Consider the following 25,021-nt stretch of genomic DNA (forward strand, 5'->3'; position numbering starts at 1 on the left):
CAAGGCCGTGCGCATTCTCGTCCTGGGCTCCACCGGATACCTGGGCGGGCACATCGCCGAGCGGCTGCACGCCCTGCCGGGCGTGCGGCTGCTCCGCGGCGGCCGCGCCCACGAGGACGACCTCCGGGTCGACCTCGCCGCCATGACGCCCGCCGCACTGGCCGAGCAGCTGGGCAGGGTCGAGCCCGACGCCGTGGTCAACTGCGTGGGCGCGGTCGGCGGCAGCGCGCTGAGCCTCGCCGAGGTCAACTCCCGTGGACCCGCTGCCCTTTGCGAGGCCCTGTGGGCGGCGGCGCCCGCGGCACGTCTGGTGCACCTCGGCTCGGCGGCCGAGTACGGGCCGACCGGCATGGGCGAGCGGACGGCGGAGGAAGCCCCCGCCCGCCCGGTCGCCCCGTACGGAGCCACGAAGCTGGCCGGCACCCTCACCGTGCTCGACTCGGAGCTGGACGCGCTCGTGCTGCGCGTCACGAACCCGGTGGGCCCCAGGGCTCCCCGGGCCGGACTGCCCGGCAGGCTCACCGCCGAGCTCGGCCGCGCGGTGACCCGGACGCCGCACGGCAGGGTCCAGGTCGGCGACCTGTCCGCGTACCGGGACTTCGTCGACGTACGCGATGTCGCGCACGCCGTCGCGCTCGCGCTTGCCCTGCCGGGGCGGCTGCCACGCCTGCTCAACATCGGCAGCGGCCGTGCCGTGCCGGTGCGCGACCTGGTGCACGGCTTGGTCGGCGCGGCGGGCTTCACCGGACACGTGGAGGAGTCGCTCGGCAAGGTGGGCCGATCCGTGGCCGTGCCTTGGCAGTGCGCCGACATCGGCGCCGCGGAAAGGGAGTTGGGCTGGACGCCGACGCACTCCCTGCGGGATTCCGTGACCGCGCTGTGGCTCGCCGACGGCGCGCCACGGACGCGGCAGCCAGGCGCGGGCGACGGCTCGCCGCGCCTCGCGCCGGCCGCCGGGGACCCGCGATGACCCTGCTGGTGCCGTTGTACGTCCATCCGGCCGCGGACCCCGCGGCCTGGGAGGCGCTCGTGGCGGCCGCGCCCCAGCTGTACGGCATCGTCCTGAACGCCGCCGACGGCCCGGGTACGGCCCCCGACCCGGCCTTCACCGCCGCCTCGCGGACCCTGCGCGATGCGGGGGTGCGGGTGCTCGGATACGTCGACACGGCCTACGGGGAGCGGCCGCTCGGCGCCGTCACCGACGACCTGGCCCGGCACCGCGACTGGTACGACGTGGACGGCTGCTTCCTCGACCGGGTCGCGCCGGGCCGCCGCGAGCTGCGGCACTGCCGGCGCCTGGTCCGCTCGATGCGGGAGAGGGGCGCCGACACGGTGGTCCTCAACCCGGGCGTGCATCCGGCGCCCGGGTACGCCCGCGCCGCCGACCTGCTCGTCACGTTCGAGGGGCACTGGACGACGTATCTGCGCTCGTTCACCGCCCCGTCCTGGACGGCCAGGCATCCCCCCGAGCACTTCTGCCATCTCGTCTACGGAGTGCCGCCCGCGCTGACCCGCCTCGCCGGGCGCACCGCCGTGCGGCGGGGCGCGGGGGTGCACTGCGCGGTGCCCGGCGCGGGTCCCAACCCGTGGACGCAACCGCCGCCGCTGACCACGGCCGGAGGCACGCCGTGAGGCACCGCGGCCGCCTAGGCCTGTTCCTCACCGTCCTCCTGCTGCTCGCCGGCTGTTCGTCGGCGCAGCGGGAGGGCGGTGCCTCGGACCGTTGGCGGCCCCGTCCCGGCACCACGTGGCAGTGGCAGCTCAACGGCCGCGTCGACCCGCGCGTGAACGTCCCCGTCTACGACATCGACGGTTTCGAGAACCGTGCGTCCGACGTGGCCCGGCTGCACCGCGACGGGCGCCGCGTCATCTGTTACGTCAACGCCGGTGCCTGGGAGTCCTTCCGCCCGGACAGCGACGACTATCCCGCATCCGTCCTCGGCCGCCCCAACGGCTGGAAGGGGGAGCGCTGGCTCGACATCCGGCGCCTCGACGTGCTGCGTCCGCTGCTCGCCGAACGCTTCGACATGTGCCGCCGCAAGGGCTTCGACGCGGTCGAGCCCGACCTTCTCGACAGCTATCTCAACCGCACTGGGTTCCCCCTGAAGGCACGCCACCAACTGGCCTTCAACCGCATGGTCGCCCGCCTCGCGCACGACCGCGGCATGTCCGTCGGCCTGAAGAACGACCTGCCGCAGATCCCTCAGCTGGTGAAGGACTTCGACTTCGCCGTCAACGAGGAGTGCGCGCAGTACGACGAGTGCGCGGCGCTGACCCCCTTCATCAAGGCGGGCAAGGCGGTGCTGCACGTCGAGTACGCCGTGCCCAACTCGGAGTTCTGTGCCCAGGCGCGTCGCCTCGGCCTGTCCTCGATGAGCAAGAAGCTGGACCTGGACACGTGGCGCAGGCCCTGCTGAGGCGATCGGGGGAAGCCGCGTAACTGATGATCTTGCCCGCGCGTTGGTGTGCCGCAAGTACCGGCAGACCCGCGCCTGGACGCGCGGGGCGATGAAGAAGGCTTTGAGGGTCACTCATCATGCTCGACATCACCAGGAAGACCGTCGCGGGGATCGCCACCCTGGCCGCGGCGCTCGGCTGCGTCATCGTCACCGGGCCGTCGGCGGCCGCCGACGGCGAGTGGTGCAACCACTCGGTCTGCATCAGGACCTACGACAGCGGCACGTATCTCGGCCGGGTCGAGGTGTCGGTCACCAACACCAACCAGCCGAACCGCATCAGCGCGCGCGTGTGGACCACCAACGGCTGGAGCGCCAACACCAAGGTGGAGGACGTCGACAAGTTCAGGACCTACCGGGACCAGGCCTACCCGCAGCGGCACTTCCCCGCGGGCACCCGGCTCTGCGCGGAGGGCTTCCGGGGCGGGGCCAGCGTGGGCCTCCCCTGCGTCACCATCACCGACTGACCTCGCAGGAGGTCATCCGTACTGGCGGCAGCGGCCGCGGACCCACCGCGGGCAAGGGACTGCCGGAGCGGCGGTGGGTCCGCGGTAGAGCGCTCAGGCAGGTTCCCGTGCCGGATCGGGTGCGGTGCGCGCGCCGTCCTCGGGGCTGGTTTCCTCGTCCCTGAGCAGGTCGTGGAAGAGGCGGCCGGGCCACCAGAACCAGCGGCCCAGGTCCAGGGCGAGGGCGGGCACAAGGACCGTACGGACGAGGAAGGTGTCGAGCAGGACGCCGATGCCGACCAGCACGCCCATCTGAGCCATCGTCACCAGAGGCAGTCCGGCGAAGACCGCGAACGTCGCGGCAAGCACGATGCCCGCCGATGTGATCACTCCGCCGGTGCTCGTCAGGCCCTCCAGGACGCCGTGGCCGTGGCCGAGGCGTGCGGCCTCCTCCTTGACGCGGTGCATCAGGAAGATGTTGTAGTCGATGCCGAGCGCGACCAGGAAGACGAAGCCCATCAGGGGGATCGACCAGTCGACGCCCGCGAAGCCGAGCACGCTCTCGAAGAGCACGTTCGACGCGCCCAGGGCCGCGAAGAAGGACAGGACCACCGTCGCCAGGAGGAGGAGCGGGGCGACCAGTGACCGCAGCAGCCAGATCAGGACGCCCAGGACGACCAGGAGGACGATCGGGATGACCGTCCGCAGGTCGCGGTCGGCGGCGCGCTGGGTGTCGAGGGTCTGCGCGGTCGTGCCGCCGACGAGTGCGTCAGCGCCGTCGACCGTGTGCACGACGTCCCGGAGCGCGTCGACGGTGTCCTTGGCCGACCGGCTGTCCGGGGTGTCCTTCAACACCACGGAGAGCTGGGTCAGTTCGCCGTCGAGGGAGCGGTCGCCGCTCTCGACTCGGGCGACCCCGTCGACCTGGGAGGCGGCCGAACGGACCTGCTTGGCCTGCCCGGTGTTCGTGACGATCTTCGCGGGGTCGGACGCGCCCGACGGGTAGTGGGCGGAGATCTTCTCCTGGGCCACGACCGACTCGGGCTTGTCCTGGAACATCTCGGACTGCGTCAGGCCCATGTTGATGCCGAAGGCGCTGAGCGCCAGGACGCCGGTGACGGCGACGGACATCATCCACGACCAGCGGGGCCGCCGAGCGACGGCGGCGCCGATGCGCGACCACACCGTGTGTTCCTTGCGCGCGGGCGTGCCGTGCCGCGGCACGAACGGCCAGAAGACCCAGCGGCCCGCGGCGACCAGGAGCGCGGGCAGCACCGTGATCATCGCGAGGAGCGCGCAGACCACCCCCACGGCGCCGACCAGGCCGAGGGAGCGCGAGGAGTTGATGTCGGCGAAGGCCAGACAGGCGAGGCCGACCGCGATGGTCCCCGCCGACGCGAGGATCGCGGGACCCGAGCGCCGCAGCGCGGTTCCCATCGCCTTGTGCCGGTCCTCCTGGCGGTGCAGTTCCTCGCGGTAGCGGGCGATGAGCAGCAGGGCGTAGTCGGTGCCGACGCCGAAGACGAGCACCATCAGGACACCCGCGCTCTGCGGATCCACGGGCAGGTCCGCGTACTTGGCGAGGGCATACGTGCCGACCTGCGTGAGCACTGCGGCGAAGCCGACCGAGATCAGCGGGAACAGCCACAGGACCGGACTGCGGTACGTGATCAGGAGCAGGACGGCGACGACGATGCCGGTGGCGATCATCAGCGTCGAGTCGAGGGTGTCGAAGACGGCGACCTGGTCGGTCAGGGAGGCCGCGGGACCGCCCACCTCGACGTCCACGCCGGGTGGCGCGTTGGCCCCGGCGATCTCGCGCAGCTCGTCGACCTTGCCGGTCACGTCGTCGTCATCGGCGGACATCGGGACCAGGAGGAGCTGGGCCCTGCCGTCGTCCGACGGCATCGGCCGCGAGACCTGCTCGCCCTCGGCGGTGAACTGGGCGAAGGGAGCCCGGTCGGCGGCGGCCACCCGCTCGTCGGCGCCCTCGCCGGTGTAGACGACGACGGCCGGCATGACGGTGTCGTCACGGAACTTCTCCAGCTCCGTGTTGACCCGCGCGGACTCGGCGCCGCGCGGCAGGAAGGCGTTGGCGCTCGTGTCCTCGACGTCGCCGAGCTTCCCGGCCAGCGGGCCGAGGGCCACGACGAGGATCAGCCAGGCGGCGAGGACCAGCCATTTGGAGCGCCGGCCTGCGGGCGCACCGGCGACGCGCTGGAGCAGCGGACGCATGGGTAATCTCCTTCGGTGTGGGGCGCGCCGCCGGTCGATGACCGGCACAGGGCGCACGGGGCCCGCACCACGGCGCTTGAGGTGTGACGACCTGCCGTGGCGTACGGGTGGGTGTGTGAGTCCGGGCCGCTGAGGCCCGGGGTGTGTGCCGCGTCGGCACGGCCGGGAGTTGCCGCTCCCGGCCGTGCCGGACGACCGGTGCTACTCGATCTCGCGCATCATCTTCTCCATGGAAGCGACGGAGTGACGCGTCTGCGCCAGCTCCTCCCGGGTCTGCCTCATCTCCTCGATGGAGCGCCGGTGCAGTTCGACGTTGTCCTCGAGCAGCTGCGCGTACCTGGAGGCCAGCGCCTTGTACTGCTCCTCGCGCGCGGCGAGCATCCGGGCCCGCCAGGTGGCGGCCACCTGCCAGACGATCACGATCAGCAGAAGGAAGAGGCCGGCCGCGCCGACGCTCCCGGCCCATGCGCCCACGGCGTCGCCTCCGTCCGCGAGCGTCACCTGTTGTCCGTTCACTTCGCTTCCTCTTTCGTGGCTTCCGCGGTCTCGTTGGTCTCTTTGGTCTCTTTGGGGCGGCTCTCGGAGAGGGTCAGGACCGCCCTGGAGAACAGCTGTGGCGTCAACTCGTAGAGAAACGGCGCCACTTCGAAGTACTTCATGGACTTGCCGTCCTCGGCGACCTCCAGCGACCCGATGACGAGACCCGCGGCCTCGAGCAGTTTCAGGTGCATGTGCAGCAGTGGACGGCCCATGCCGATCTCGCGGGCGAGCGCGCTGACGTAATTGCGGCGCCCGGTGAGTGCGGCGACGATCCGCATGCGGTGCGGATTGCCCAGCGCGCTGAGTGCCTTCAGCAGCTCGTCGCCCGTCGGTTCCGGGGTCGGGACCTCGGCCATCGTGGCCTCTCTCTCGTGCCTGTCAAGAAAAGCTGACATGAGGCTGGGTGACCTGTCAAAGATTCCTGACACATATCAGGGTTAGATGGGGGATCCGATGAGGGAAGCCTCAGGGGTACTCCCGCTGTCGTACGCGCCCTCCTCGTGCGGCTCCTATCGTGAGTTCCGTGACCCCCACCCACCGCCCCTGGCAGCGGCGCCTCACCTGGCCCTTGCCCCCGCAGCTCACGGACCTGGCCGTGGCCGCGGTCGTCGCGCTCCTCACGGGCCTGGACGCGGCGGTCAACGACTCCGGTCACCGGCAGGCCGACTGGCTGACGTGGCTCCTGTACGCCGTGTCCGTGGGCGCGCTCCTGGTGCGCAGCCGGTGGCCGGTCGCCGTCACCGTCGTCACCGGGGCCGCCTGCGCCGGCTGGGCTCTCTACGGACACATCGGGGAGCTGCTCAATCTGCCGGTGATGGTCGCGCTGTACGCCCTGGCCGCGCAGGGCGACCGGCGCCGGACGCTGCGCACCGCCGTGATCGCCGCCCTCGTCTCGGGGGTGGCGTCGGTCATCGCGGGCAAGGATGTGGCGCAGCCTCAGGGCGCCCCGCTCCTGGAGATGCTGTGGCCCCTCGTGCCGCTGCTCCTGGGTGAAGTGGTGCGCGGGCGGCGGGAGTTGATGCAGGAGTACGCCGACCGGGCCGAGCGGGCCGAGGCCGACCGGGAGCGGGAGGCGCGGCGCAAGGTCGACCAGGAGCGGGTGCGCATCGCGCGCGAACTGCACGACGTGGTGGCCCATACCGTCTCGGCGATGACCGTGCAGGCGGGCCTCGCCCTGGACGCGCTCGACAGCAGGCCGGAGGTGGCGCGCACGGCGATGCGGCAGGTGCGCACCTCGGGCAAGGAAGCGGTGCGTGAGCTGCGGGCCACGGTGGGCGTGCTGCGCGAGGGGCGCCGGGCGGCCTCCGTCGACCCGGCACCCCGCCTCGCGCAGCTCGACGAGCTGGTGGAGGGAGTACGCGCCACAGGCCTGCAGGTGTCCCTGCACACCGACATCGACACCGACACTGACTCCGCGATCGCCACCGCCACGGGTAGCCGGGAGCTGCCGCAGCTGGTGGAGTTGGCGGCGTACCGCATCGTCCAGGAGGCACTGACCAACGTGATCAAGCATGCGGACGCCCGGCACGTGGCGGTGTCGGTGGCCACGGCGGGCGACCGCCTCGCCGTGGAGATCACCGACGACGGACCGCTGCCCTCCACGGCATGGCCATCGGCCTCGGGAGAGGGGTACGGCCTGATCGGCATGCGGGAGCGAGCCACCGCGGTGGACGGCACCCTCGAAGCGGGCCCGCTGCCCGGCGGCGGGTGGCGGGTGCGTGCCGTGATCCCTGTCGAGGAGGGGACGGCATGAGCGACCGCATCAGGGTGCTTCTTGCCGACGACCAGACCGTCGTCCGCGCGGGCTTCCGTGCCCTGCTCGACCTCACCGACGACCTGGCGGTGGTCGGTGAGGCGGCTGACGGTGTCGCGGCGGTGGAGCTGACCCGCACCACACGCCCCGACGTCGTCCTGATGGACATCCGCATGCCACGGGCCGACGGCCTCGAAGCCACCCGCCGCATCGTCGCCGACCGCACTCTCGACGCCGTACGCGTCCTGGTCCTGACGACCTTCGAGGCCGACGAGTACGTCTTCGAGGCGCTGCGCTCCGGGGCGGCGGGCTTCCTGCTGAAGGACATCGAACCGGACGACCTGCGCACCGCGATCCGCACCGTCGCCGCCGGGCAGAGCCTCCTGTCACCCGGCGTCACCCGGCGGGTGATCGAGGAGTTCGCCCGGCTCAAGGCGCCCGAGGCCGAGGCGATGAGGCTCCTCGACCCGCTGACCGACCGTGAGCGCGAGGTGCTAGCGCTGGTCGGCCACGGCCTGGCGAACGACGAGATCGGCGCGCGTCTGCTCATGTCACCGCTCACCGCGAAGACGCACGTCAGCCGGGCGATGACGAAGCTCGGGGCGCGGGACAGGGCGCAGTTGGTGGTGCTCGCCTACGAGACCGGCCTGGTGCGCGCGGGCGAGAGCTGACCCGGTGGGCGGCTACTCCCCAGGGAGTAGCCGCCGACTCCCGTCGGCAGATGTCCGGTGGCGGTCGCCCTCCGTAGCGTCGACGGCATGATCGAAGCACGGGAACTCACCAAGAGGTACGGCGGCAAGGCTGCCGTCGACCGACTCAGCTTCACCGTCAGGCCCGGCCGTGTCACGGGCTTCCTCGGCCCGAACGGCGCCGGAAAGTCGACCACCATGCGCATGATCCTCGGCCTCGACGCGCCGAGCGGCGGCGCGGTCACCGTCAACGGGCGACGCTACGACCGCATCGCCGCACCCCTGCGCGAGGTCGGCTCGCTCCTGGACGCCACGTCGGTGCACGGCGGGCGCACCGCGCGACAGCACCTCCTCGGCCTGGCCCGCAGCAACGGAATCGGCGGAAGCCGGGTCGACGAGGTCCTCGAAGCGGTGGGCCTCACGCGCGTCGCGGGCCGGCGGGCCAAAGGGCTCTCCCTGGGCATGGGCCAGCGGCTGGGCATCGCGGCGGCGCTGCTCGGCGACCCCGGTGTGCTCATCCTCGACGAGCCGGTCAACGGCCTGGACACCGAGGGCATCCGCTGGATCCGCGACCTGCTCAAGTCCCTTGCCGCGGACGGCAGAACGGTGTTCCTCTCCAGCCACCTCATGAGCGAGATGGAACTGACCGCCGACCACCTGATCGTGATCGGCCGCGGCCGGCTTCTCGCGGACACGGACATGAGGGACTTCATCGAGACCAACTCCCAGGGCGCCACCCGCCTGCGCACACCCGACGCCGAGGCGCAGCGGATGCGGGCCCTGCTGGAGACGGCGGGGGCGTCCGTCCGTCTGGACGCGCGCGGCGGCTGGCGGGTCGGTGGTCTGACACCCGCCGAGATCGGCGAGCTGGCGCGCACGCAAGGCCTGGCGATCCATGAACTCACCCCGGTCTTCTCCTCCTTGGAGGAGGTCTACACCGACATGACGCGGGCCTCGGTGGAGTACCGGGGCACGGCTGCGACGCACGAACCCGGGGACGCCGGGGACGCCGCGGACACCAAGGACAAGGAGCCGGTCCGATGACGACGAAAGCGACAGCGACGGCGAAGGCGACGGCGAAGGCGGCGACAGCGGCCCCCGCCGCTCCCAGCTTCCGTACGGCCCTCGCCTTCGAGTGGACCAAGTTCGCAAGCCTGCGCTCCACCCGCTGGACACTTCTGGTCACCGGCGCACTGACCGTGGTCGGCGCCGTGTTCGTCGGCCTGAGCGGCAGCCTGCAGCCCGACGACACGGTGCTCGGCGGCAGCCTCACCCTCAGCGTCATCTCGCTGATGGTCGCGGGCGCGGTGGGCGCGCTGACCGTGTGCGGCGAGTACGCGAGCGGCACCATCGCCGCCACTCTCACCGCCGTACCCCGCCGTGGCCGTGTGCTCGCCGCGAAGGCGGCCCTGCTGGCCTGCCTCCTGTACGGCACCGGGCTCGTCTGCTGCACGGCGGCGTATCTCGTCGGTGGCGCGGTCCTGGAGGACGGCAAGTACGCCCGGGGCGAGCCGCTGCCCGCGCTGTTCGGCATCGCCGGTCTCTTCGCGCTCGTCGGACTCATCGGCCTCGCGGTCGGCACCCTCATGAAGCACGCGGCGGGGGCCGTCGTCACGGTGGTCGGCGTCCTGCTGCTGCCGTCCCTGTTCGGCCCGCTGCTCGGTGATCTCCAGCGCTGGGTCGCGGGGGCGACGCCGACGGCCGCCCTGGAGAAGCTCACGCAGACCTCGGACGCGAGCCCGGAGACGGTCGGCAGCCTCGGCGCCTGGCCCTCGCTCGCCCTGGTCGCGGCGTACACCCTGCTGCTCCTCGGCGTGGCCGCGTGGCGCCTGCGCCGACGCGACGCATGACAGCGCGGCCTCAACCCCGGTGGCATCGCGCCCTCAACCCCAGATCCCGGGCCCGAATCCCGGGCCCGACGGAGGAACACCATGCGGACCTTGCGACTGCTTCTCACCCTCACGACGGCGCTCACGACCGCACTCCTCGCTCCCCAGGGGGCGCCGGCAGCCACGGACGACGGCACCGACGGCCGCCGCCCCGATGCGGTGCGCGAGAAGCGCCTCGCCCCCCGCCTGACCGAACTCACCGTGGATTCACCGGCGTTGGGCCGCGAGGCCAAAGTGCGCCTGCTCACCCCCGACGGCTGGGAGCGGCGGACCCCGGGCGACCGCTGGCCGCTGCTCTATCTCCTCGCCGGCGGCCATGGCGACCCCGAGGCCTGGACCCAGGACTACGCGGTCCACGAGCTGCCCCAGCTGCGTGACGTCCTCGTGGTGATGCCGGAGATGCCGGTGTTCGGCTTCTACAGCGACTGGTGGAACCAGGGTGCGGGCGGCCCGCCCGGCGTGGAGTCCTTCCATCTCGACGAGGTGCGGCCGCTGCTGGAGAGACGCTACGGCGCCGGAACCCGCCGGGTGGCAGCGGGTGAGTCGCAGGGCGGTTTCGGCGCCATCTCCTACGCCGCGCGCCACCGGGGCCTGTTCCGGGCCGTGGCGAGCTACAGCGGCTTCGTCCATCCGCTCCAGCACCCGCACGCGGTCAAGGCGGGCCTCGACTACATGGGTATGGACTGGCGGGCGCTCTGGGGCGACCCCGTCGCACAGCGCTCCAACTGGCGGGCGCACGACCCCTATTACCTCGCCGAAAACCTCCGGGGCACTCCCGTCCACCTGTCGAGCGGTGACGGCGCGGCGGGCGCCCTCGATCCGCCGGACGTGGAACCGGACCCGCATGTGCCGGGTCTCGAGGACCCGGATGACCCCTTCCCCGAGGATGTCGTCTCCCCGACCGAAGCGATCATGGGGGAGGAGTCCCGGACCCTCGCCACCCGCCTGGCTGCGGCAGGCGTCCCGGTGACCACGCACTTCTATGCAGGGACGCACTCCCCGCCCTACTGGAGCAGGGAGCTGCGCCGCTCCCTGCCCGGCCTCCTGCGCGCGCTCGGGGTTCCGTCCTCGTAATGGCCCAGGAGGGGCATTTTGCGATTCTTTTACAGTGGGTGTAGAAGTTAGCCATACTTCTACACCCACTGTCGTTGTGCGGGCGGGGTGCTTCGCCCGGCGTGGCGAGATGCCGCGGCCGCACCGAGAATGACCGGCACGCCCCTCATCGGAACGGAGCCACCGTTGCTGTCCGCCGTACTCGGTCTGCTCGCCGTCCTCGTCCTGACCGCGGGCACCGGCTACTTCGTCGCGCAGGAGTTCGCGTACGTGGCCGCGGACCGCCTCGCGCTCGCCCGCGAGGCGGAAGCGGGCGATCGGCGGGCGGCCCGCGCCGTGCAGGTCCTCGGGCGGCTCTCGTTCATGCTCTCGGGCGCCCAGCTGGGCATCACCGTCACCGGTCTGGTCGTCGGCTTCCTCGCCGAGCCCTCCGTGTCCGGGCTCCTTAAGCCCGCCCTGGACGGCACCGGCCTCTCGGACGGCGTCGTCTCCGCCCTCTCCGTGGTCCTCGGCTTCGTCGTCGCCACCGTGCTCCAGATGGTCCTCGGGGAGCTCGCCCCCAAGAACCTCGCGCTGGCCGTCCCCGAGCGGCTCGCGAAGTCCCTTGCCGCCTCCACGCTGGCGTACCTGAAGGTCGTCGGCCCCGTCGTCCGCGTCTTCGACGGCGCGGCCAACCGGCTGCTGCGCCGCATCGGCATCGAGCCCGTCGAGGAACTGCACCACGGCGCCACGCTCGAAGAGCTCAGCCACCTCATCGGCGAGTCCCACGAACATGGCAGGCTGCCGCGGGAGAGCGCCGAACTCCTCGACCACGCGCTGGAGTTCTCCGAGCGCACCCTTGACGAGGTGATGGTGCCCCGGGCGGACGTCACCTTCGTGCGCAAGGACGCCACGGCGGACGAGGCCGTGCGGCTCATCGCCGAGCACGGACACTCGAACTACCCCGTCATGGGCGACCACCCTGACGACGTCGCGGGGGTCCTCGGGGTACGCGAACTGATGCGGCTGCCCGCAGGACGCTTCGGCCGCACCACGGCGGGCGAACAGGCCCGCCGCCCGCTGCTGCTTCCCGACACCCTGCCGCTGCCGGGCGCGGTGGCGCAGATGCGCGAGCGGGACGACGAGTTCGCGGTCGTCCTCGACGAGCACGGGGGAGTGGCGGGCATCGTGACGTACGAGGACATCGCCGAGGAACTCGTCGGGGACATCGCCGACGAGTCCGACACCGTCGTCGAGCTCGCGGTCGCGGACGGTGCCGGCTGGTTCGTCGACGCGGGCCGCCGTCTGGACGAGGTGGCCGACGCGACCGGCATCGACCTGCCCGAGGAGGACGACTACGACACCGTGGCCGGACTCGTCGTCGACCGGCTCGGCCGCTTCCCGGCCATCGGCGACCGCCTGACCGTGGAACTGTCCGACGGCAGCCGCGTCGCACTCGCCGTACTCGGCCTCGACCGTCACGTGCCCGAGCGCGTACGGATCGAGCGCATGCGGGCGGCGGACGTGCCGAGCGCCGAGGAGACCACCGCATGAGCTTCCCCCTTGCCCTCTTCGTCACCGTCCTGCTGCTGATCGCCAGCGGCTTCTTCGTGGCCGCCGAGTTCGCGCTCGTCGCCGCCAAGCGCCACCGCATGGAGCGCGCCGTCGCCGCCGGACAGCGCGGCGCCAAGTCCGCGCTCGCGGGCATGCGGGAGCTGTCCCTGATGCTCGCCGGGGCCCAACTCGGCATCACCGTCTGCACCTTGGGCCTCGGATCGGTCTCCAAGCCCGCCATCTCCCACGAACTCGACCCGCTCCTGGAGAAGTTGGGCCTGCCCGCCGGGCTCAGCTACGGCATCGCCTTCGCGCTCGCCATGGTCGTCGTCGTGTTCCTGCACATGGTCGTCGGCGAGATGGCACCCAAGTCCTGGGCCATCGCCCACCCCGAGCGCTCTGCGATGCTGCTCACCCCGCCCTTCCGGGCCGTGGTCAAGGCCGTACGCCCCCTGCTCACCCTCCTCAACAAGGTCAGCAACGCACTCGTCCGCCTGTGCAAGGTCACCCCGCGCGACGAGCTCACCTCGGTCCACAACCGCGAGCAACTCGGACACCTGGTCGAGGAGTCGTGGCGGCTCGGCCTGATCAGCGACATCGACTCGGGCCTCATCACCACCTCGCTCACCGCGCCGCTGACCGCGGTCGGCGACCTCCAGACGGCCGCCGCGCAGATCACCTCCGTCCCGGCCGACGCGAACGTCGACGAGGTCCTTGAGGTGGCCGCGGCGAGCGACCGCACCCGGCTGCTCGTCAGGGACGGCGCCACCGTCCTCGGCTCGGTGCACGCCCGTGACGCCCTGGTGGCCCGCGCCCGGAGCCGCGCCCTGACCGCACGCGAACTGGCGCGCCCCGTACCGGAACTCGCCGCCGACGACACCCTCGCCCACGCCGTAGAGGAACTGCGCAGGCGCCGCGCCTCGCTCGCCGTGCTCTGCGACGAATCGGGCCGTCTCACCGGCCTGGTCAGCCTGGACGACCTGCTGGCCCGCCTGATGGAACCGCGGCAGCCGGTGTGACGGCCGCTCTCCGGCTCTTCCGGGCGCGAAATGCCACCCTGTACGGGGATATACGGGTGTCGGGTCCTGTGGCTACTGTGCTCGCAATGTCCCGTGCCGACGATGTCACGCATCGTCACCCGGCAGCCCGCGTGAGCGCGGCGCCGCGGTGAAGCTCCGCAGACCGCCTGCCCCCTGCCCGCAGGCGGTCACCTACCGGCCCGCCCCGGCAGCGGTGGCGGCGGGCCGCCAGGTCATCACGCTCCTGGACGGCAAGGGCCGCGACATCGGGTACCTCGACTACCAGGTGTGCCATCCCTGCGCCGCCGCTCACATCAACACGATCGCGATCGCCGGGCCCTGGCAGGGCATGGGCCTGGGCCGCGAGGTGCTCCACCGCGCCACGGACTCCTGGTCCTCGTACGCGTGGACCACCTCACGGCAGTCCGCCGACGGCCGGAAGTTCTTCGCCGCGATGGCGGAGGAGACCGGCGTGGAGTTCGTGCCGGGCGCCGGGGGATGCCCTCACATCACCGCACCGCCACGGGGATCCAGGTCCGGCGGGGCGCTGCTCTGAGGCGTCCGCCGCCCGCCGCCCGATGCGTACCGTCGGCTGTCGGCCGCCCGGCGATCCGCGCGCGATAGCGTCACCGCCGTGACGATCAACGCCCGTGGGACCACCACCGACTCGACCGGAAACGCGGAGGTGTCCGCAGGACAAGGACGAACGGCGCGTCGCGTCGCCGACATCGTCGTGTTCCTGACGCCGCCCCTTCTCCTCGTCGTACCGGCGCTGTTGATCCGTGCCCGGCTGATCGACGACGGATTCCTCTTCCTCAACCTGGCCTCGCTCTTCATCAGCTGCCTGGTGGCGGCCTATGCCCACATGGGCTGGCGCGCCCGCCCGCACGAAGGCGACCTGCTGTCCGCCCACACCCTGACCGGGCGGCACACCGTCGACCTCGCCAGGCTCACCAAGGTCGGCCGCCTGGAGGTGCCGGGGCAGACCCGGAACGACGACCGGCTGATCCTCACCGACGAGCACGGGGTGCGGCTCATCCTCGACAAGCTCGCGGGCGGCGACGAGAAGGTCGACACCTTGGTGCGCAGGGCCCTTCTGCGCAGGCCGCAGGGCTCGGGAGTGGTCGTGTCCGACCGCGCCGCCGAACGCCTCGACCTGCGGACGGAAGTGAGCCGCCCGCACGGCCGCCTCACGGCGGGCCGGACCGTCCGCGAGGGACTCATCGGATGGGTTCCCGTGCTGTCGTTCTTCGTGGTCGCGCCGGTGGGCTTCGGCCTGTTGATCGCCGGCTTCCTGCTTTCAGGCGTCACCTGAGGTTCCGGCAGGGGCGAGGGCCGCCAGGCATGGTCTGCCGCCGACCGGGGCACTCGGGGACCGGGCGCGTACCGCGCGGCCACGTTTCTGGGGAGGACACGATGACGCCGTCTCTCGCGCACACACTCGGCCGGACCAAACTCGGCCGGTCCAAGAGGGCTGCGGCGCGCCGCTCGGCGGAGAACGAATCGCTGACGGCGGCGGGCAGGGCGGGCTTCGTCGCCCGTGGCGTCGTGTACGTCCTCATAGGCGTGCTCGCCCTTCGGATCGCCCTCGGCAGCGGAGGCAAAGAGGCCGACCGCCAGGGCGCGTTGGCCGAGGTCGCCGAGCAGCCCTTCGGTGGGGTGATGCTGTGGGCGCTGGTCGTCGGTTTCGGCTGCATGGCGCTGTGGCGGGGCTCCCGCGCGGCGGGCAGGCGGGGTCCGCGCCGCAAGGCCGCATCGCGTGCGCTCGACGGCGGCAGGGCGGTCTTCTACGCCTTCGTCTGCTGGGCGACCGCCACGTACGCGGCCGGGGGGAGCCAGGGGTCGAGCGGCGACGCCAAATCCCAGGACTACACGAAGACCACGCTGGAACTTCCCTACGGCCGCTACCTGGTGGGGGCCGCGGGCTGCGTGCTGATCGGCGTCGGGGTCGTGCTCGCCGTACGGGCCATGATGCGCCGCTTCTTGAAGCAGCTTGACCTCGGCTCCCTCAAGGGCCGGACGCGGAAGGTCGTCACCGTCCTGGGTGTGACCGGCGGTACCGCACGCGGCGCCGTCTTCGCGGCCGCGGGCATCTTCATCCTGACCGCGGCCGTCCAGTTCGACTCCGACGAGGCCAAGGGCGTGGACGCGACGCTCCGCAGCTTCGCGCACACCCCCGCGGGACCCTGGCTCCTGGCCGCCGTCGCGGCCGGGCTCATCCTCTTCGGGGTCTTCTCCTTCGCCTCCGCGCGCTGGCGGAAGCTGTGAGCACGGAGTGTGCCGGGAGCCGGCGGCCCGGCGCCTAGAGCGGCGCCGACTCATCGGCCTTGAACGCACCGCCGTGCCCCGGCACGATCACGTCCGCGGCGGCGAGCACCCGCTGCCGTGACGTCCGAAGGACCGTGTGGTCCGGGGCGACCGGGTCGTCGACCGGGCCGTTCGGCCGCCACCACAGGTCGCCCACGAAGGCCACCGTGCCCTCGGCCGTCCCCGCGAGCAGGGTGATGTCCTCGCGGCTGTGTCCCGGAGTGCGGATCAGCCGCAGCGACGGGGCGAGTTCATGGCCCTCGGCGTCCCGGTCGGTCCACTGGTCGTTCTCGTAGATGGCCTTGTGGTCGTGGACCCGGGCCCGGCCGAACAGGCCCACGTTCATGGTGTTGTCCGGGTGGTGGTGGCTGAGCACCACGTCGGTGATGTCGTCCGGGCCCAGGCCGAGCTCCGCGAGCGGGTCCAGGATCCTGCTCCGGCTCGCCACCATGCCCGGGTCGACGATCACGTGCCGGTCCGCGTCGCGGACGTAGGAGACGGTGGCGGCGACTCCGGGACCGGTGGAGCCCGTGTAGCCGGTGGTCAGGATCGTGTACACGGCGCTGCGGCCGAGCGGGGCGTCTGCCTGTGCGTCTGTCGGCGCGTCAGCCTGTAGGTCGACCTGTGCGTTGGCCTGAGTATCGATCTGCGTGTCGACCTGCGTGTCGACCTGCGCGTCTGCCTGTGCGTTTTCCTGTGTGTTCGTCATGCCGATGAGTCTTCCGGGCGGGGCGCCGGGCAACGAGTGGCCCTTCTGCCACTGATCGCAGGAAACGTGCCACATGTGCCACACTCCCGTATGCCGCCTTTCGTGACCATCGCCGCCTACGCCCCGACGGGCGTCGGCATCCTCGGCGCCGGCATCGTCTCCGAGGTGTTCGACGAGCGGGGCCCCGGACTGCCCCGCTTCGACTTCGCCCTGTGCACCGACCGGCCGGGGCAGGTCCGCACCGACGCCGGGCTGCCGATCACCGTGGAGCACGGCGTGGAGCGGCTCGCCGCCGCCGACCTCGTGATCGCCCTGCCCTGGGCCGACTTCCGTACGCCGCCGGCCCCCGCGGTGCTCGACGCGTTCACCGCGGCGCACGAGCGGGGCGCGCTGGTCGCGGGGCACTGTGTCGGCGCGTTCGCCCTGGCCGCAGCGGGTCTCCTTGACGGGCGGCGCGCCACCACCCACTGGCGGTTCGCCGAGCTCCTCGCCCGGCGCCACCCGGACGTCACCGTCGAGGCCGAGGCCCTGTACATCGACGAGGGGCAGATCGTCACCGGCGCGGGAGCGGCAGCGGGATTCGACCTCAGCCTGCATCTGCTCAGACGCGAGTACGGCGCGGCCACCGCCAACACCATCGCCCGGGACCTGGTCCTGCCCTCCCACCGTGACGGCGGCCAGGCCCAGTACCTCGCCGCTCCCGTGCCGGAGGACTGCCAGGACGACCGTCTGGCCGACGTGCTCGCCTGGGCCCGCGAGCATCTGCACGAGCCGCTGCCGGTCGCGGAGCTGGCCCGCCGCGCCCTGATGAGCAGGCGCTCCTTCGCCCGGCGCTTCACCGCGGCGACCGGCACCACTCCGCACGCCTGGCTGGTCAACCTGCGGCTGAGCGGCGCCGAGGAACTCCTGGAGACCACGGACCTCCCGGTGGAGGAGATCGCCCGCAGGGTCGGGTACGGCAGCGCGGCCGTCCTGCGCGAGCAGTTCGTACGCCGCCGGGGCGTGCCGCCGCGCTCCTACCGCCGTGCGTTCACGCGGACGCCGTAGACGCTCGGAACCCTAGATGAACGAGGGCATCTCGCCCTCCGTGGTCGTCAGGTCGATGATGCTGAAGGCGGCGCCCTGCTGGTCGGCGACCGTGGCGAAGCGGCCGAAGGGGCTGTCCATCGGGCCGAACAGGAGCTGGCCGCCGAGCTTGGTGACGGTGGCGATCGCGGCGTCGCAGTTGTCGACGGCGAAGTGCACGTTGACGAACGGCGGAGCGTCCGGCGGGAAGTCCTCGGTCATCTTGAGTCGGCCGAGCACCGGCTCGCCGCCGACCTCGAAGACGCTGAAGTCGACGTCGTCGACGTCCATCGTCTTCACCTCGTAGGGGAAGACGGAGCGCAGGAACGCGTCCGAAGCGTCGGGGTCCCGGGTGGTGAGCTCCGCCCAGCAGTACGCACCGGCCTCGCCGGTCTTCTCGAAGCCCTCATGGGCGCCCGGCTGCCAGACGCTGAAGTACGCGCCGCTGGGCTCCTGCGCCGTGAGCATGGTGCCGAAATCGCCCACCTGCACCGGCTCCATGGCGAGCGTTCCGCCGTTGTCACGGATCTTCGCGGCCGTCGCGGCGGCGTCGGGCGAGGCGAAGTAGAGGTTCCAGGCGGCGGGGCCGTCCGAGGCCCCCATCTGCGGGACGACCGCGGCCACGGCCTTGCCGCCCGAGCGGGCCTGGGTGTAGCCGCCGAACTCCTCCGAGCCGCTGTCGAACGTCCAGCCGAGCAGCTCGCCGTAGAAGCTCTTCGCGGCCTCCACGTCGGGGAACATCGCATCCGCCCAGCAGGGCGTGCCTTCCGGGTACGCGGACATCGCGAGGCCTCCTTCTGGGGGAATCCTGTCGATTTCACGCTATTCGAACGCGAGTCCCCGCGCCCCTCGGACGACGACCGGACCGAGACCCGGGACCGAGGCCCAGCCGCTCACCGCGCGCCGCTCACCGCGCGCCGAAGTTCTGCGTCCACCAGGGGCCGCCGCTGCCCTGCCGGTAGCCGATGCCGATCTCCTTGAAGGAACAGTTGAGGATGTTGGCGCGGTGGCCGGAGCTGTTCATCCAGGAGTCCATGACCGCGGACGGGGTGCGCTGGCCAGCGGCGATGTTCTCGCCGTAGGTGCTCCACTGGTAGCCCGCCGCCGTGACCCGGTCGCCGGGATCCTTGCCGTCGGGGTTCGTGTGGTCGAAGAAGTCACGCTCCGCCATGTCGTCGGAGTGGCCCTGCGCCGCGTTGCCCAGCTTGCTGTTGAGGGTCAGCGGGCCGCAGCCGCTCTTGGCGCGCTCGGCATTGGCGAGCCGGGTGACCTCCGCGCTGTACGAGGAGTTGCCCGCCGGGGCCTGCGGCGCCTGGGGAGCGCTGCTGGAGCGGGTGGGCTTCGGGGTGGTCGCCTTCGGCTTCGGCGTCTTCGTCTTCGACGGCGTGGGCTTGGGGGACGGCTTCTTCGTCCGGCTGGGGGAGGGGGAGGGGGATGTGCTGCGCTTGGGCGCCGTGGTGGAGGGGGCCGCTGATGAGGGCGGCTGCGAGGCGGTGAGCGGCTGCGCCTCGGTCTCTTCGTCGTCCGAGGGGCGCGTGGCCGAGTAGATGACGCCGGTCGCGATGACGAGCACGGCGACACCCGCGGCCACGGTGCGGCCCTTGCGCGGTATTCGGTGGCCGCGCTGCGCGGCATGTCTCGCCGGGGCGCCGCGTGAGCCGGATATCTCGTACGTGTTCGGGGCTGTGCCGTGCGTGTCGTTCGACAGGTGCGGTGAGCCGGTCGCCAGGTGGTGCGCGTCGGCCGCGCTCACCGCGCGTATCGCGCCGGGGGCGGCGAGGGCCGCGGTCGGCGGCACCAGGGCGACGCCCACAAGCAGACGCTCGGCGAGCACGAGGCCCGCGCCGTGGCCCGAACACATGGCGCAGTCACGGACGTGCCGGGCCAGGCGCTTGCGCCAGAGGGAGGAGGGAGTGCCGTCCCAGGGGGCCACCACGTCGCTCAGGTACGGACACCGGGGCGCCGCGGCAAGCGCCCGGACCACGATCCGGGCCGTCTCCAGCTGGGTCTTCATCCGTTGCACCCGGACCGTGGCGTGCTGCGTCGGCAGCTCCATCGCGGACGCGACCTCCGCCCGGGTGAGCTCGCCGGACACCTCCAGCCACCACAGCGAAAGGAGCGCGCGGTCGTCGGTGTCCAGCCAGCGGGTGGCCTCTGCCACCTCGCGGCGCTGCCCCACCAGGCCGAGCCGGATGATGGTCAGGTCGACGAAGTCCGCGCCGGGGTCCACGACGTCGTGCGCCTCGTGGAGCGGGCTCGGGCTCTTCTGTCCGGACGCGCGCTGCTGCCAGTGCCTGCGGATCTCGTTCATGGCGATGGCCACGAGCCAGGACCGGAAGCTCGCCGGGTCGCGGAGCGAGGCCAGGCCGGCGAGCGCCCGCAGCATGGTCTCCTGCACCACGTCGTCGACGTCGGCATGTCCGTCGAGCGCCCGCCCGACGATGTTGTAGACCAGCGGCAGATATCCGGCCACCAGCTCGTCCTGCGCCTGCTGGTCCCCGGTCTGCGCCGCCGTCACCAGAGGATCGTGTTCACCGATCATGGACTGCCTCACTCGCTTTCTTCGTCGGCACGTTGTGGCCTTACACCTGGGAGATCGCGTGAGCGCACGGAGATAACAGAAATCCGCGAACGGAAATCTGCGGTGAGCATACGCACCCGGTGGACGAGAGTGGAGTGTGTGGCCATCCGTCTGGATTACCCGAAATGCACCGTTGTGGCGTGTCCGGCGGTGAGGGTCACGCCCCCGGCAGGCACTCCCTGACCGCCTCGATGAGCCGCGCGGACCGTGCGTCGCCATGGCCGATCATCCGGTTCGCGGTATAGGCGAAGCCCACGCCGAATTCGTCGTCGCCGAAGGCGAACTGACCGCCCGCGCCGTCGTTGCCGAAGCTGCGTGCGCCCAGCATCGGCCGGAACCGCGGGGCGTCGAGCAGGAAGCCCGAACCCCAGCGGGCGCCCAGGTCGGGGAAGCCCGACCAAGAGGGGCCCGCGGTGAGCTCGCGCAGCGCGTCGGTGACGGTGTCCCGGGTGAGCAGTCGTGCCGAGCCGTCGACTCCCGTCGCCGCTGCCGCGTACAGCGTCGCCAGTGAGCGCGCCGACGACACCGCGCCCGCGCCGGGAATCTCGGCGCGCAGCAGTGCCGGGTCGTTCCAGCCGTGCGGCGCGTCGAGGCCGGGGAAGGCGAACGCCCCGTTCATCGTCACGATGCGCATGACGAGGGACTCGGGATCGGGGTTTCCCGGCCTGCCCTCCGCCTCGGCGAGCCGGGCCAGGTGGGCCACCTCTTCCTCGGGCAGGCCGATCCAGGTCCGCAGGCCGAGCGGGTCACCGACGGCCTCGCGGAAGTAGGCGCCCGGGGTGAGGCCGGTGACGCGGCGGATCAGCTCGCCGAGGACGAAGCCGAAGGTGTGCCCGTGGTACTCGTGGGCGGCGCCCGGCTCCCAGAGCGGCTTCTGCTCCTCGATCGCGCGGGCCACCGGCGTCCACCCGGTGATCTCGTCGAAGCTCAGGGAGCGGTCGAGGACGGGGATCCCGGCCCGGTGTGCGAGGACCATGCGCGGCGTGATCGTCTCCTTGCCCCCGCGCGCGAACTCCGGCCAGTACCGGGCGACCGGAGCATCGAGATCCAGGCGCCCCTCCTGGGCGAGGAGATGGACACAGACACTGACGATGCCCTTGGCGCAGGAGAAGACCGGGACGACCGTGTCCTCGTCCCACGGGCGCCCGGTCCGCTCGTCCGCGACACCGCCCCACAGATCGACGACCTTGCGTCCGTCGACGAACACCGCGACGGACGCGCCGAGTTCACCGAACTCCGTGAAATTCCGCGAGAAGACGTCCGCGACCGCCCCGAACCGCTCGTCGGCCCACCCGTTGTGCTCCACCGTGACTTCTCCTCTGCCCGTGATCGACCGGGGAACGGTATGTGGTGGGGGCATCCATCTCCAACGCATTTACGCGGGCGGGAGATTACGCGGGACGGGAGATCAGGAGCGATTCAGCGGGACAGGAGATCCCGCAGGGCCTCGGCGATCTCGGCAGGTGCCTCCTCGGCCATGAAGTGACCGCAGGTGACGGGCGTGTGCCGCAGGTCCGGTGCCCACGCGCCCCACAGGGCCGCCGCGTCGAACCCGAGCGCGGAGCCCCAGTCCTGCTGGAGCACGGTGACCGGCATCCGCAACCGGCCGCCGGCGTCACGGTCGGCGCGGTCGTGGTCGACGTCGACACCGGCGGAGGCGCGGTAGTCGGCCACGATCGAGGGCACCGCGGCACGGCAGGCATCCAGATAGGCGCCGCGTACGTCGGCGGGGATCGCCCGGGGGTCGTTCGTCCAGATGTCGAGGAAGTGGCCGAAGAACGCGTCCGGAGCGGCGGCGATCAACTGCTCGGGCAGGCCCGGGGGCTGGGCCATCAGATAGAGGTGGAAGCCGACGGCGGCGGTGACGCCGTGCATCACGTCCCACATGTCCAGCGTGGGCAGCACGTCGAGGCAAGCCAGGTGCGTGACGGTGCCGGGGTGGTCGAGCCCGGCACGGAACGCGACCAGGGCGCCGCGGTCGTGCCCGGCGAGCGCGAAGCGGTCGTGGCCGAGGGCGCGGGCCATGGCGACGACGTCGGCGGCCATGGTGCGCTTGGAGTACGTGGTGCCGTCCGTCTCCGCGGGCTTGTCGCTCGCCCCGTATCCGCGCAGGTCGGGGCAGATCGCCGTGTGGTCGGCCGCGAGGTCGGCGGCCACGTGGCGCCACATCAGATGGGTCTGCGGGAAGCCGTGGAGCAGCACGAGCGGCGGGCCCGAGCCGCCGACGGCCACGTGCAGGGAGACGCCGTCCGCGACGGGCACGTGCCGGTGGGTGAAGTTCTCGATGGCAGGGGTCATGGGGGTCACGGGGGTCATGGTGGTCGCGTCCTTCGCGGTGGTGGAACGGGCGGTGGAACGGATGGCGGAACAGGTGCCGGAGCAGGTGCCGCAACAGGTGGGGCACGGGTGGCCGGACGGGTGGGGAACAGGTGCTTCCAAGCCTGCGCGGCGCCGATGAGCATCCGATGAGCGCGCTACCGTGACCAGGGAAGATCGTCACAGAAGGGTGGTTCGGGTGCCGGTCGAGTTCGGGGTGCTCGGGCCGGTGACGGCCTGGGACGGCGCCGGGGGCGCCGTCGCGCTGAAGGGGCCACGGCACCGCGCGGTGCTCGCCCGGCTGATCGTCGCCCGCCGCCGCGTCGTCCCGGTCGCCCTCCTGGTCGACGACCTGTGGGCGGATCCGCCCCGGGACGCGGTCGGAGCGGTACGCACCTTCGTGGCCGCACTGCGCCGCGCCCTGGAACCGGAGCGCCCGCCGCGCGCACCCGCCCGGCTGCTCGTCACCGAGGGCCCGGGGTACGCCCTGCGCGCCGAGCCCGGCGCGGTCGACGCCTGGCGGTTCGAGCAGGCGGTGACCGATGCCGCGACCCTGCCCCCGCAGGACGCCCTCGACCGCCTGGAGGAGGCCCTCGGCCGGTGGCGCGGACCGGCCTACGCGGAGTTCACCGAGGAGAACTGGGCCCGCGCCGAGCGCTCCCGCCTCGGCGAGCTGCGCCTGCACGCCGTCGAGCGCCGGGCCGAGGCCCGCCTCGACCTGGGCCGGGCCGCCGACGCGGTGCCGGACCTGGACGCGCACGTGGCCGAACACCCCTGGCGCGAGGACGCCTGGCGGCTCCTGGCCCTCGCGCTCTACCGCACAGGCCGCCAGGGCGACGCGCTCGCCGTCCTGCGCCGGGCCCGCGCGCTCCTGGTCGAGCAGCTGGGCGTGGACCCCGGCCCGGGGCTCCGCCGCCTGGAGGCGGACATCCTCGGCCAGGCCCGCCACCTCGACCCCGCGCCGTCCCCGCCCGGTGGCGCGGCGGAACGGGTGTGGGCCCAGGCCGCCTCCGCCTACGACCGGACCGTGGCGTCGGGTGCCCGCGCCAGGCTCGACTCGACGGTGAGCCTGCTGCGCAACCTGGCGGTGACCGGAGGCGGCGGCCTCGAAGCGGCCCGTGAGCACCGCCTGGCGGCCGTCGAGGCGGCCGAGGAGCTGGGCGACGCGGAGCTCACCGCCCGCGTGATCGGCGCCTACGATGTCCCGGCGATCTGGACCCGCGTCGACGACCCCCGGCAGGCCGCGCAGGTCGTGGCGGCGGCCGAACGCACCCTGGCCGCGCTCCGGCCGGACGCGCACCCGGCGGCGCGGGCCCGCCTGCTCGCCACGATCGCCCTGGAGTCACGCGGCACCCGATCGGCGCGCGGCCCCCAGGCGGCCCGGCAGGCCGAGGAGATCGCCCGCCGCCTCGACGACCCCGCGCTCCTCGCGTTTGCCCTCAACGGCCTCTTCATGCAGACCTTCCACCGCACCGGCCTCGCCGCACGCCGGGACACGATCGGCGCCGAGCTCGTCGCCCTGTCCACCCGGCACGGCCTGGCCACCTACGAGGTACTCGGCCACCTCATCCGCCTCCAGGCCCGCAGCGCGCTCGCGGACTTCCCCGGAGCCGACGGTCACGCCGCAGCCGCGGGCCTCCTGGCGGAACGTCATGAGCTGCCGCTGGTAGGCGTGTTCACCCAGTGGTACGGGGCGCTGCGACTCGCGGAGACCGGTCGGACACCGGCAGCCGAAGCCGCGTACGAGGAGGCAGCCGCGCGACTTGACGGCGCGGGCATGCCCGGCCTGGAGCACGGACTGCTGCCGCTCGCCCTGCTGTGCCTGCGCCTACGGAACGGCCGACCGCCGGCGGCCGGTACAGGGATCGATCGCGGTCTGGACGAGGGCACGGACTGGGGACCCTACGAGCCCTGGACCCGCTCCTTGGTCCTGCTGTCCCGGGATCGCCGCGCCGAGGCGGCGGAGGCACTGCGCCGCCTCCCCGACCCGCCCCGCGACCTGCTGCAAGAAGCCCTGTGGTGCCTGGCGGGGCGGGCCGCGATCGCCGTCGGCGACCGGGAGACTATGAAGCGCGCCCATGCGGAACTCGCCCCGGCAGCAGGCGAGTTGGCAGGCGCGGGCAGCGGTCTGCTCACTCTGGGCCCCGTGGCCCGGCACCTCGACGACCTCGCCGCCGCTCTTTCCGTGGCGGACACACAGCGGGCCTGACCGGCAAGGCTGCCGATCAGGCCCGTCACGTACTGCCTGGAACCCGTCCCGCGTGAAGTGGGTCAGCCCTTGCGGGTGTTGACCTCTTCGGTCAGGGCCGGGACGACGTCGAAGAGGTCGCCGACGACGCCGTAGTCGACGAGGTCGAAGATCGGGGCCTCGGCGTCCTTGTTGATCGCCACGATCGTCTTGGAGGTCTGCATGCCCGCACGGTGCTGGAT

At 72.3% G+C, this 25,021-nt stretch carries 24 protein-coding genes and 1 pseudogene; 16 read left to right on the forward strand and 9 right to left on the reverse strand.

Translation table 11 applies throughout. The annotated features are described in order from the left end of the window. Window positions 1-7 precede the first annotated feature (7 nt). The 4 genes from AC07AG_RS10730 to AC07AG_RS10745 all read left to right on the forward strand — a co-directional run bounded on the left by AC07AG_RS10730 (window position 8) and on the right by AC07AG_RS10745 (window position 2,923). On the forward strand, window positions 8-970 hold the full coding sequence (locus AC07AG_RS10730; protein ID WP_478753853.1) for an NAD-dependent epimerase/dehydratase family protein: 963 nt from the start codon (window positions 8-10) through the stop codon (window positions 968-970). Then, on the forward strand, window positions 967-1,632 hold the full coding sequence (locus tag AC07AG_RS10735) for a spherulation-specific family 4 protein (RefSeq protein ID WP_478753855.1): 666 nt from the start codon (window positions 967-969) through the stop codon (window positions 1,630-1,632). Before AC07AG_RS10730 ends, AC07AG_RS10735 begins: the two co-directional genes overlap by 4 nt. Further along, a complete protein-coding gene (locus tag AC07AG_RS10740; RefSeq protein ID WP_478753857.1) occupies window positions 1,629-2,417 on the forward strand; it encodes an endo alpha-1,4 polygalactosaminidase in 789 nt (262 codons plus the stop codon). The genes AC07AG_RS10735 and AC07AG_RS10740 overlap by 4 nt, the downstream gene beginning before the upstream one ends. Window positions 2,418-2,536: 119 nt before the next feature. Beyond that, window positions 2,537-2,923, forward strand: coding sequence for a hypothetical protein (locus tag AC07AG_RS10745; RefSeq protein WP_249586231.1), 387 nt, complete (start codon window positions 2,537-2,539; stop codon window positions 2,921-2,923). Window positions 2,924-3,016: 93 nt separating this feature from the next. Here AC07AG_RS10745 and AC07AG_RS10750 read toward each other — a convergent pair whose 3' ends face one another. From AC07AG_RS10750 to AC07AG_RS10760, 3 genes are all read right to left on the reverse strand, one after another. Continuing rightward, window positions 3,017-5,137 (reverse strand): MMPL family transporter, encoded by a 2,121-nt coding sequence (locus tag AC07AG_RS10750; protein WP_478753859.1) that lies wholly within the window; start codon window positions 5,135-5,137, stop codon window positions 3,017-3,019. A gap of 201 nt (window positions 5,138-5,338) precedes the next feature. Continuing rightward, window positions 5,339-5,653 carry a hypothetical protein gene (locus AC07AG_RS10755; RefSeq protein ID WP_478753861.1) on the reverse strand — a complete coding sequence of 105 codons (315 nt, stop codon included), beginning with the start codon at window positions 5,651-5,653 and terminating at the stop codon, window positions 5,339-5,341. After that, window positions 5,650-6,033, reverse strand: a complete 384-nt coding sequence (locus tag AC07AG_RS10760) for an ArsR/SmtB family transcription factor (protein ID WP_478753862.1) — start codon at window positions 6,031-6,033, stop codon at window positions 5,650-5,652. The genes AC07AG_RS10755 and AC07AG_RS10760 overlap by 4 nt, the downstream gene beginning before the upstream one ends. A 167-nt stretch (window positions 6,034-6,200) precedes the next feature. Here AC07AG_RS10760 and AC07AG_RS10765 point away from each other — a divergent pair, with 167 nt between their 5' ends. From AC07AG_RS10765 to AC07AG_RS10810, 10 genes are all read left to right on the forward strand, one after another. Further along, window positions 6,201-7,430 (forward strand): sensor histidine kinase, encoded by a 1,230-nt coding sequence (locus tag AC07AG_RS10765; protein WP_478753864.1) that lies wholly within the window; start codon window positions 6,201-6,203, stop codon window positions 7,428-7,430. Further along, window positions 7,427-8,101, forward strand: coding sequence for a response regulator transcription factor (locus AC07AG_RS10770; RefSeq protein ID WP_478753866.1), 675 nt, complete (start codon window positions 7,427-7,429; stop codon window positions 8,099-8,101). The genes AC07AG_RS10765 and AC07AG_RS10770 overlap by 4 nt, the downstream gene beginning before the upstream one ends. Before the next feature lie 87 nt (window positions 8,102-8,188). Continuing rightward, a complete protein-coding gene (locus AC07AG_RS10775; RefSeq protein ID WP_478753868.1) occupies window positions 8,189-9,163 on the forward strand; it encodes an ABC transporter ATP-binding protein in 975 nt (324 codons plus the stop codon). Next, the gene (locus AC07AG_RS10780; protein WP_478753870.1) at window positions 9,160-9,969 is read left to right on the forward strand and encodes an ABC transporter permease subunit; all 810 of its coding nucleotides are present in this window, start codon (window positions 9,160-9,162) and stop codon (window positions 9,967-9,969) included. Before AC07AG_RS10775 ends, AC07AG_RS10780 begins: the two co-directional genes overlap by 4 nt. 81 nt (window positions 9,970-10,050) lie before the next feature. Beyond that, window positions 10,051-11,082, forward strand: coding sequence for an alpha/beta hydrolase (locus tag AC07AG_RS10785; RefSeq protein ID WP_478753872.1), 1,032 nt, complete (start codon window positions 10,051-10,053; stop codon window positions 11,080-11,082). Window positions 11,083-11,250: 168 nt separating this feature from the next. Beyond that, window positions 11,251-12,594, forward strand: a complete 1,344-nt coding sequence (locus tag AC07AG_RS10790) for a hemolysin family protein (RefSeq protein ID WP_478754003.1) — start codon at window positions 11,251-11,253, stop codon at window positions 12,592-12,594. Then, window positions 12,591-13,613 carry a hemolysin family protein gene (locus tag AC07AG_RS10795; RefSeq protein WP_478753873.1) on the forward strand — a complete coding sequence of 341 codons (1,023 nt, stop codon included), beginning with the start codon at window positions 12,591-12,593 and terminating at the stop codon, window positions 13,611-13,613. The genes AC07AG_RS10790 and AC07AG_RS10795 overlap by 4 nt, the downstream gene beginning before the upstream one ends. Window positions 13,614-13,761: 148 nt before the next feature. Beyond that, window positions 13,762-14,169, forward strand: a complete 408-nt coding sequence (locus AC07AG_RS10800; protein WP_478753875.1) for a GNAT family N-acetyltransferase — start codon at window positions 13,762-13,764, stop codon at window positions 14,167-14,169. A 78-nt stretch (window positions 14,170-14,247) separates the two neighbouring features. Further along, window positions 14,248-14,928 (forward strand): hypothetical protein, encoded by a 681-nt coding sequence (locus AC07AG_RS10805; protein ID WP_478753877.1) that lies wholly within the window; start codon window positions 14,248-14,250, stop codon window positions 14,926-14,928. Window positions 14,929-15,029: 101 nt separating this feature from the next. Next, window positions 15,030-15,881, forward strand: coding sequence for a DUF1206 domain-containing protein (locus AC07AG_RS10810; protein ID WP_478753878.1), 852 nt, complete (start codon window positions 15,030-15,032; stop codon window positions 15,879-15,881). A gap of 34 nt (window positions 15,882-15,915) precedes the next feature. Here the strand turns inward: AC07AG_RS10810 and AC07AG_RS10815 are convergent, their stop codons facing one another. Further along, the gene (locus AC07AG_RS10815) at window positions 15,916-16,629 is read right to left on the reverse strand and encodes an MBL fold metallo-hydrolase (RefSeq protein WP_478753880.1); all 714 of its coding nucleotides are present in this window, start codon (window positions 16,627-16,629) and stop codon (window positions 15,916-15,918) included. A gap of 90 nt (window positions 16,630-16,719) precedes the next feature. Between AC07AG_RS10815 and AC07AG_RS10820 the strand changes: the two genes are divergently transcribed. Continuing rightward, window positions 16,720-17,676 (forward strand): GlxA family transcriptional regulator, encoded by a 957-nt coding sequence (locus AC07AG_RS10820; RefSeq protein ID WP_478753882.1) that lies wholly within the window; start codon window positions 16,720-16,722, stop codon window positions 17,674-17,676. 12 nt (window positions 17,677-17,688) lie between these two features. Here the strand turns inward: AC07AG_RS10820 and AC07AG_RS10825 are convergent, their stop codons facing one another. From AC07AG_RS10825 to AC07AG_RS10840, 4 genes are all read right to left on the reverse strand, one after another. Next, complete coding sequence (locus AC07AG_RS10825; RefSeq protein WP_478753883.1) at window positions 17,689-18,477, reverse strand: VOC family protein; 789 nt, start codon at window positions 18,475-18,477, stop codon at window positions 17,689-17,691. Between the two features lie 124 nt (window positions 18,478-18,601). After that, window positions 18,602-20,236 (reverse strand): sigma-70 family RNA polymerase sigma factor, encoded by a 1,635-nt coding sequence (locus AC07AG_RS10830; RefSeq protein WP_478753885.1) that lies wholly within the window; start codon window positions 20,234-20,236, stop codon window positions 18,602-18,604. Window positions 20,237-20,432: 196 nt separating this feature from the next. Then, window positions 20,433-21,581, reverse strand: a complete 1,149-nt coding sequence (locus tag AC07AG_RS10835) for a serine hydrolase domain-containing protein (RefSeq protein ID WP_478753887.1) — start codon at window positions 21,579-21,581, stop codon at window positions 20,433-20,435. 113 nt (window positions 21,582-21,694) lie between these two features. Then, on the reverse strand, window positions 21,695-22,573 hold the full coding sequence (locus AC07AG_RS10840) for an alpha/beta fold hydrolase (protein WP_478754005.1): 879 nt from the start codon (window positions 22,571-22,573) through the stop codon (window positions 21,695-21,697). Window positions 22,574-22,790: 217 nt separating this feature from the next. On the opposite strand from AC07AG_RS10840, the gene AC07AG_RS10845 reads away from it, so the two are divergent. Then, window positions 22,791-24,800: an AfsR/SARP family transcriptional regulator gene (locus AC07AG_RS10845; RefSeq protein WP_478753889.1), complete on the forward strand. Its 2,010-nt coding sequence runs from the start codon at window positions 22,791-22,793 to the stop codon at window positions 24,798-24,800. A 62-nt stretch (window positions 24,801-24,862) separates the two neighbouring features. On the opposite strand, the pseudogene AC07AG_RS10850 reads toward AC07AG_RS10845, so the two are convergent. Then, window positions 24,863-25,021 (reverse strand): annotated as a pseudogene (locus AC07AG_RS10850) (electron transfer flavoprotein subunit alpha/FixB family protein); the annotation flags it as partial.

It is taken from the genome of Streptomyces sp. NPDC044044 (assembly GCF_056434405.1).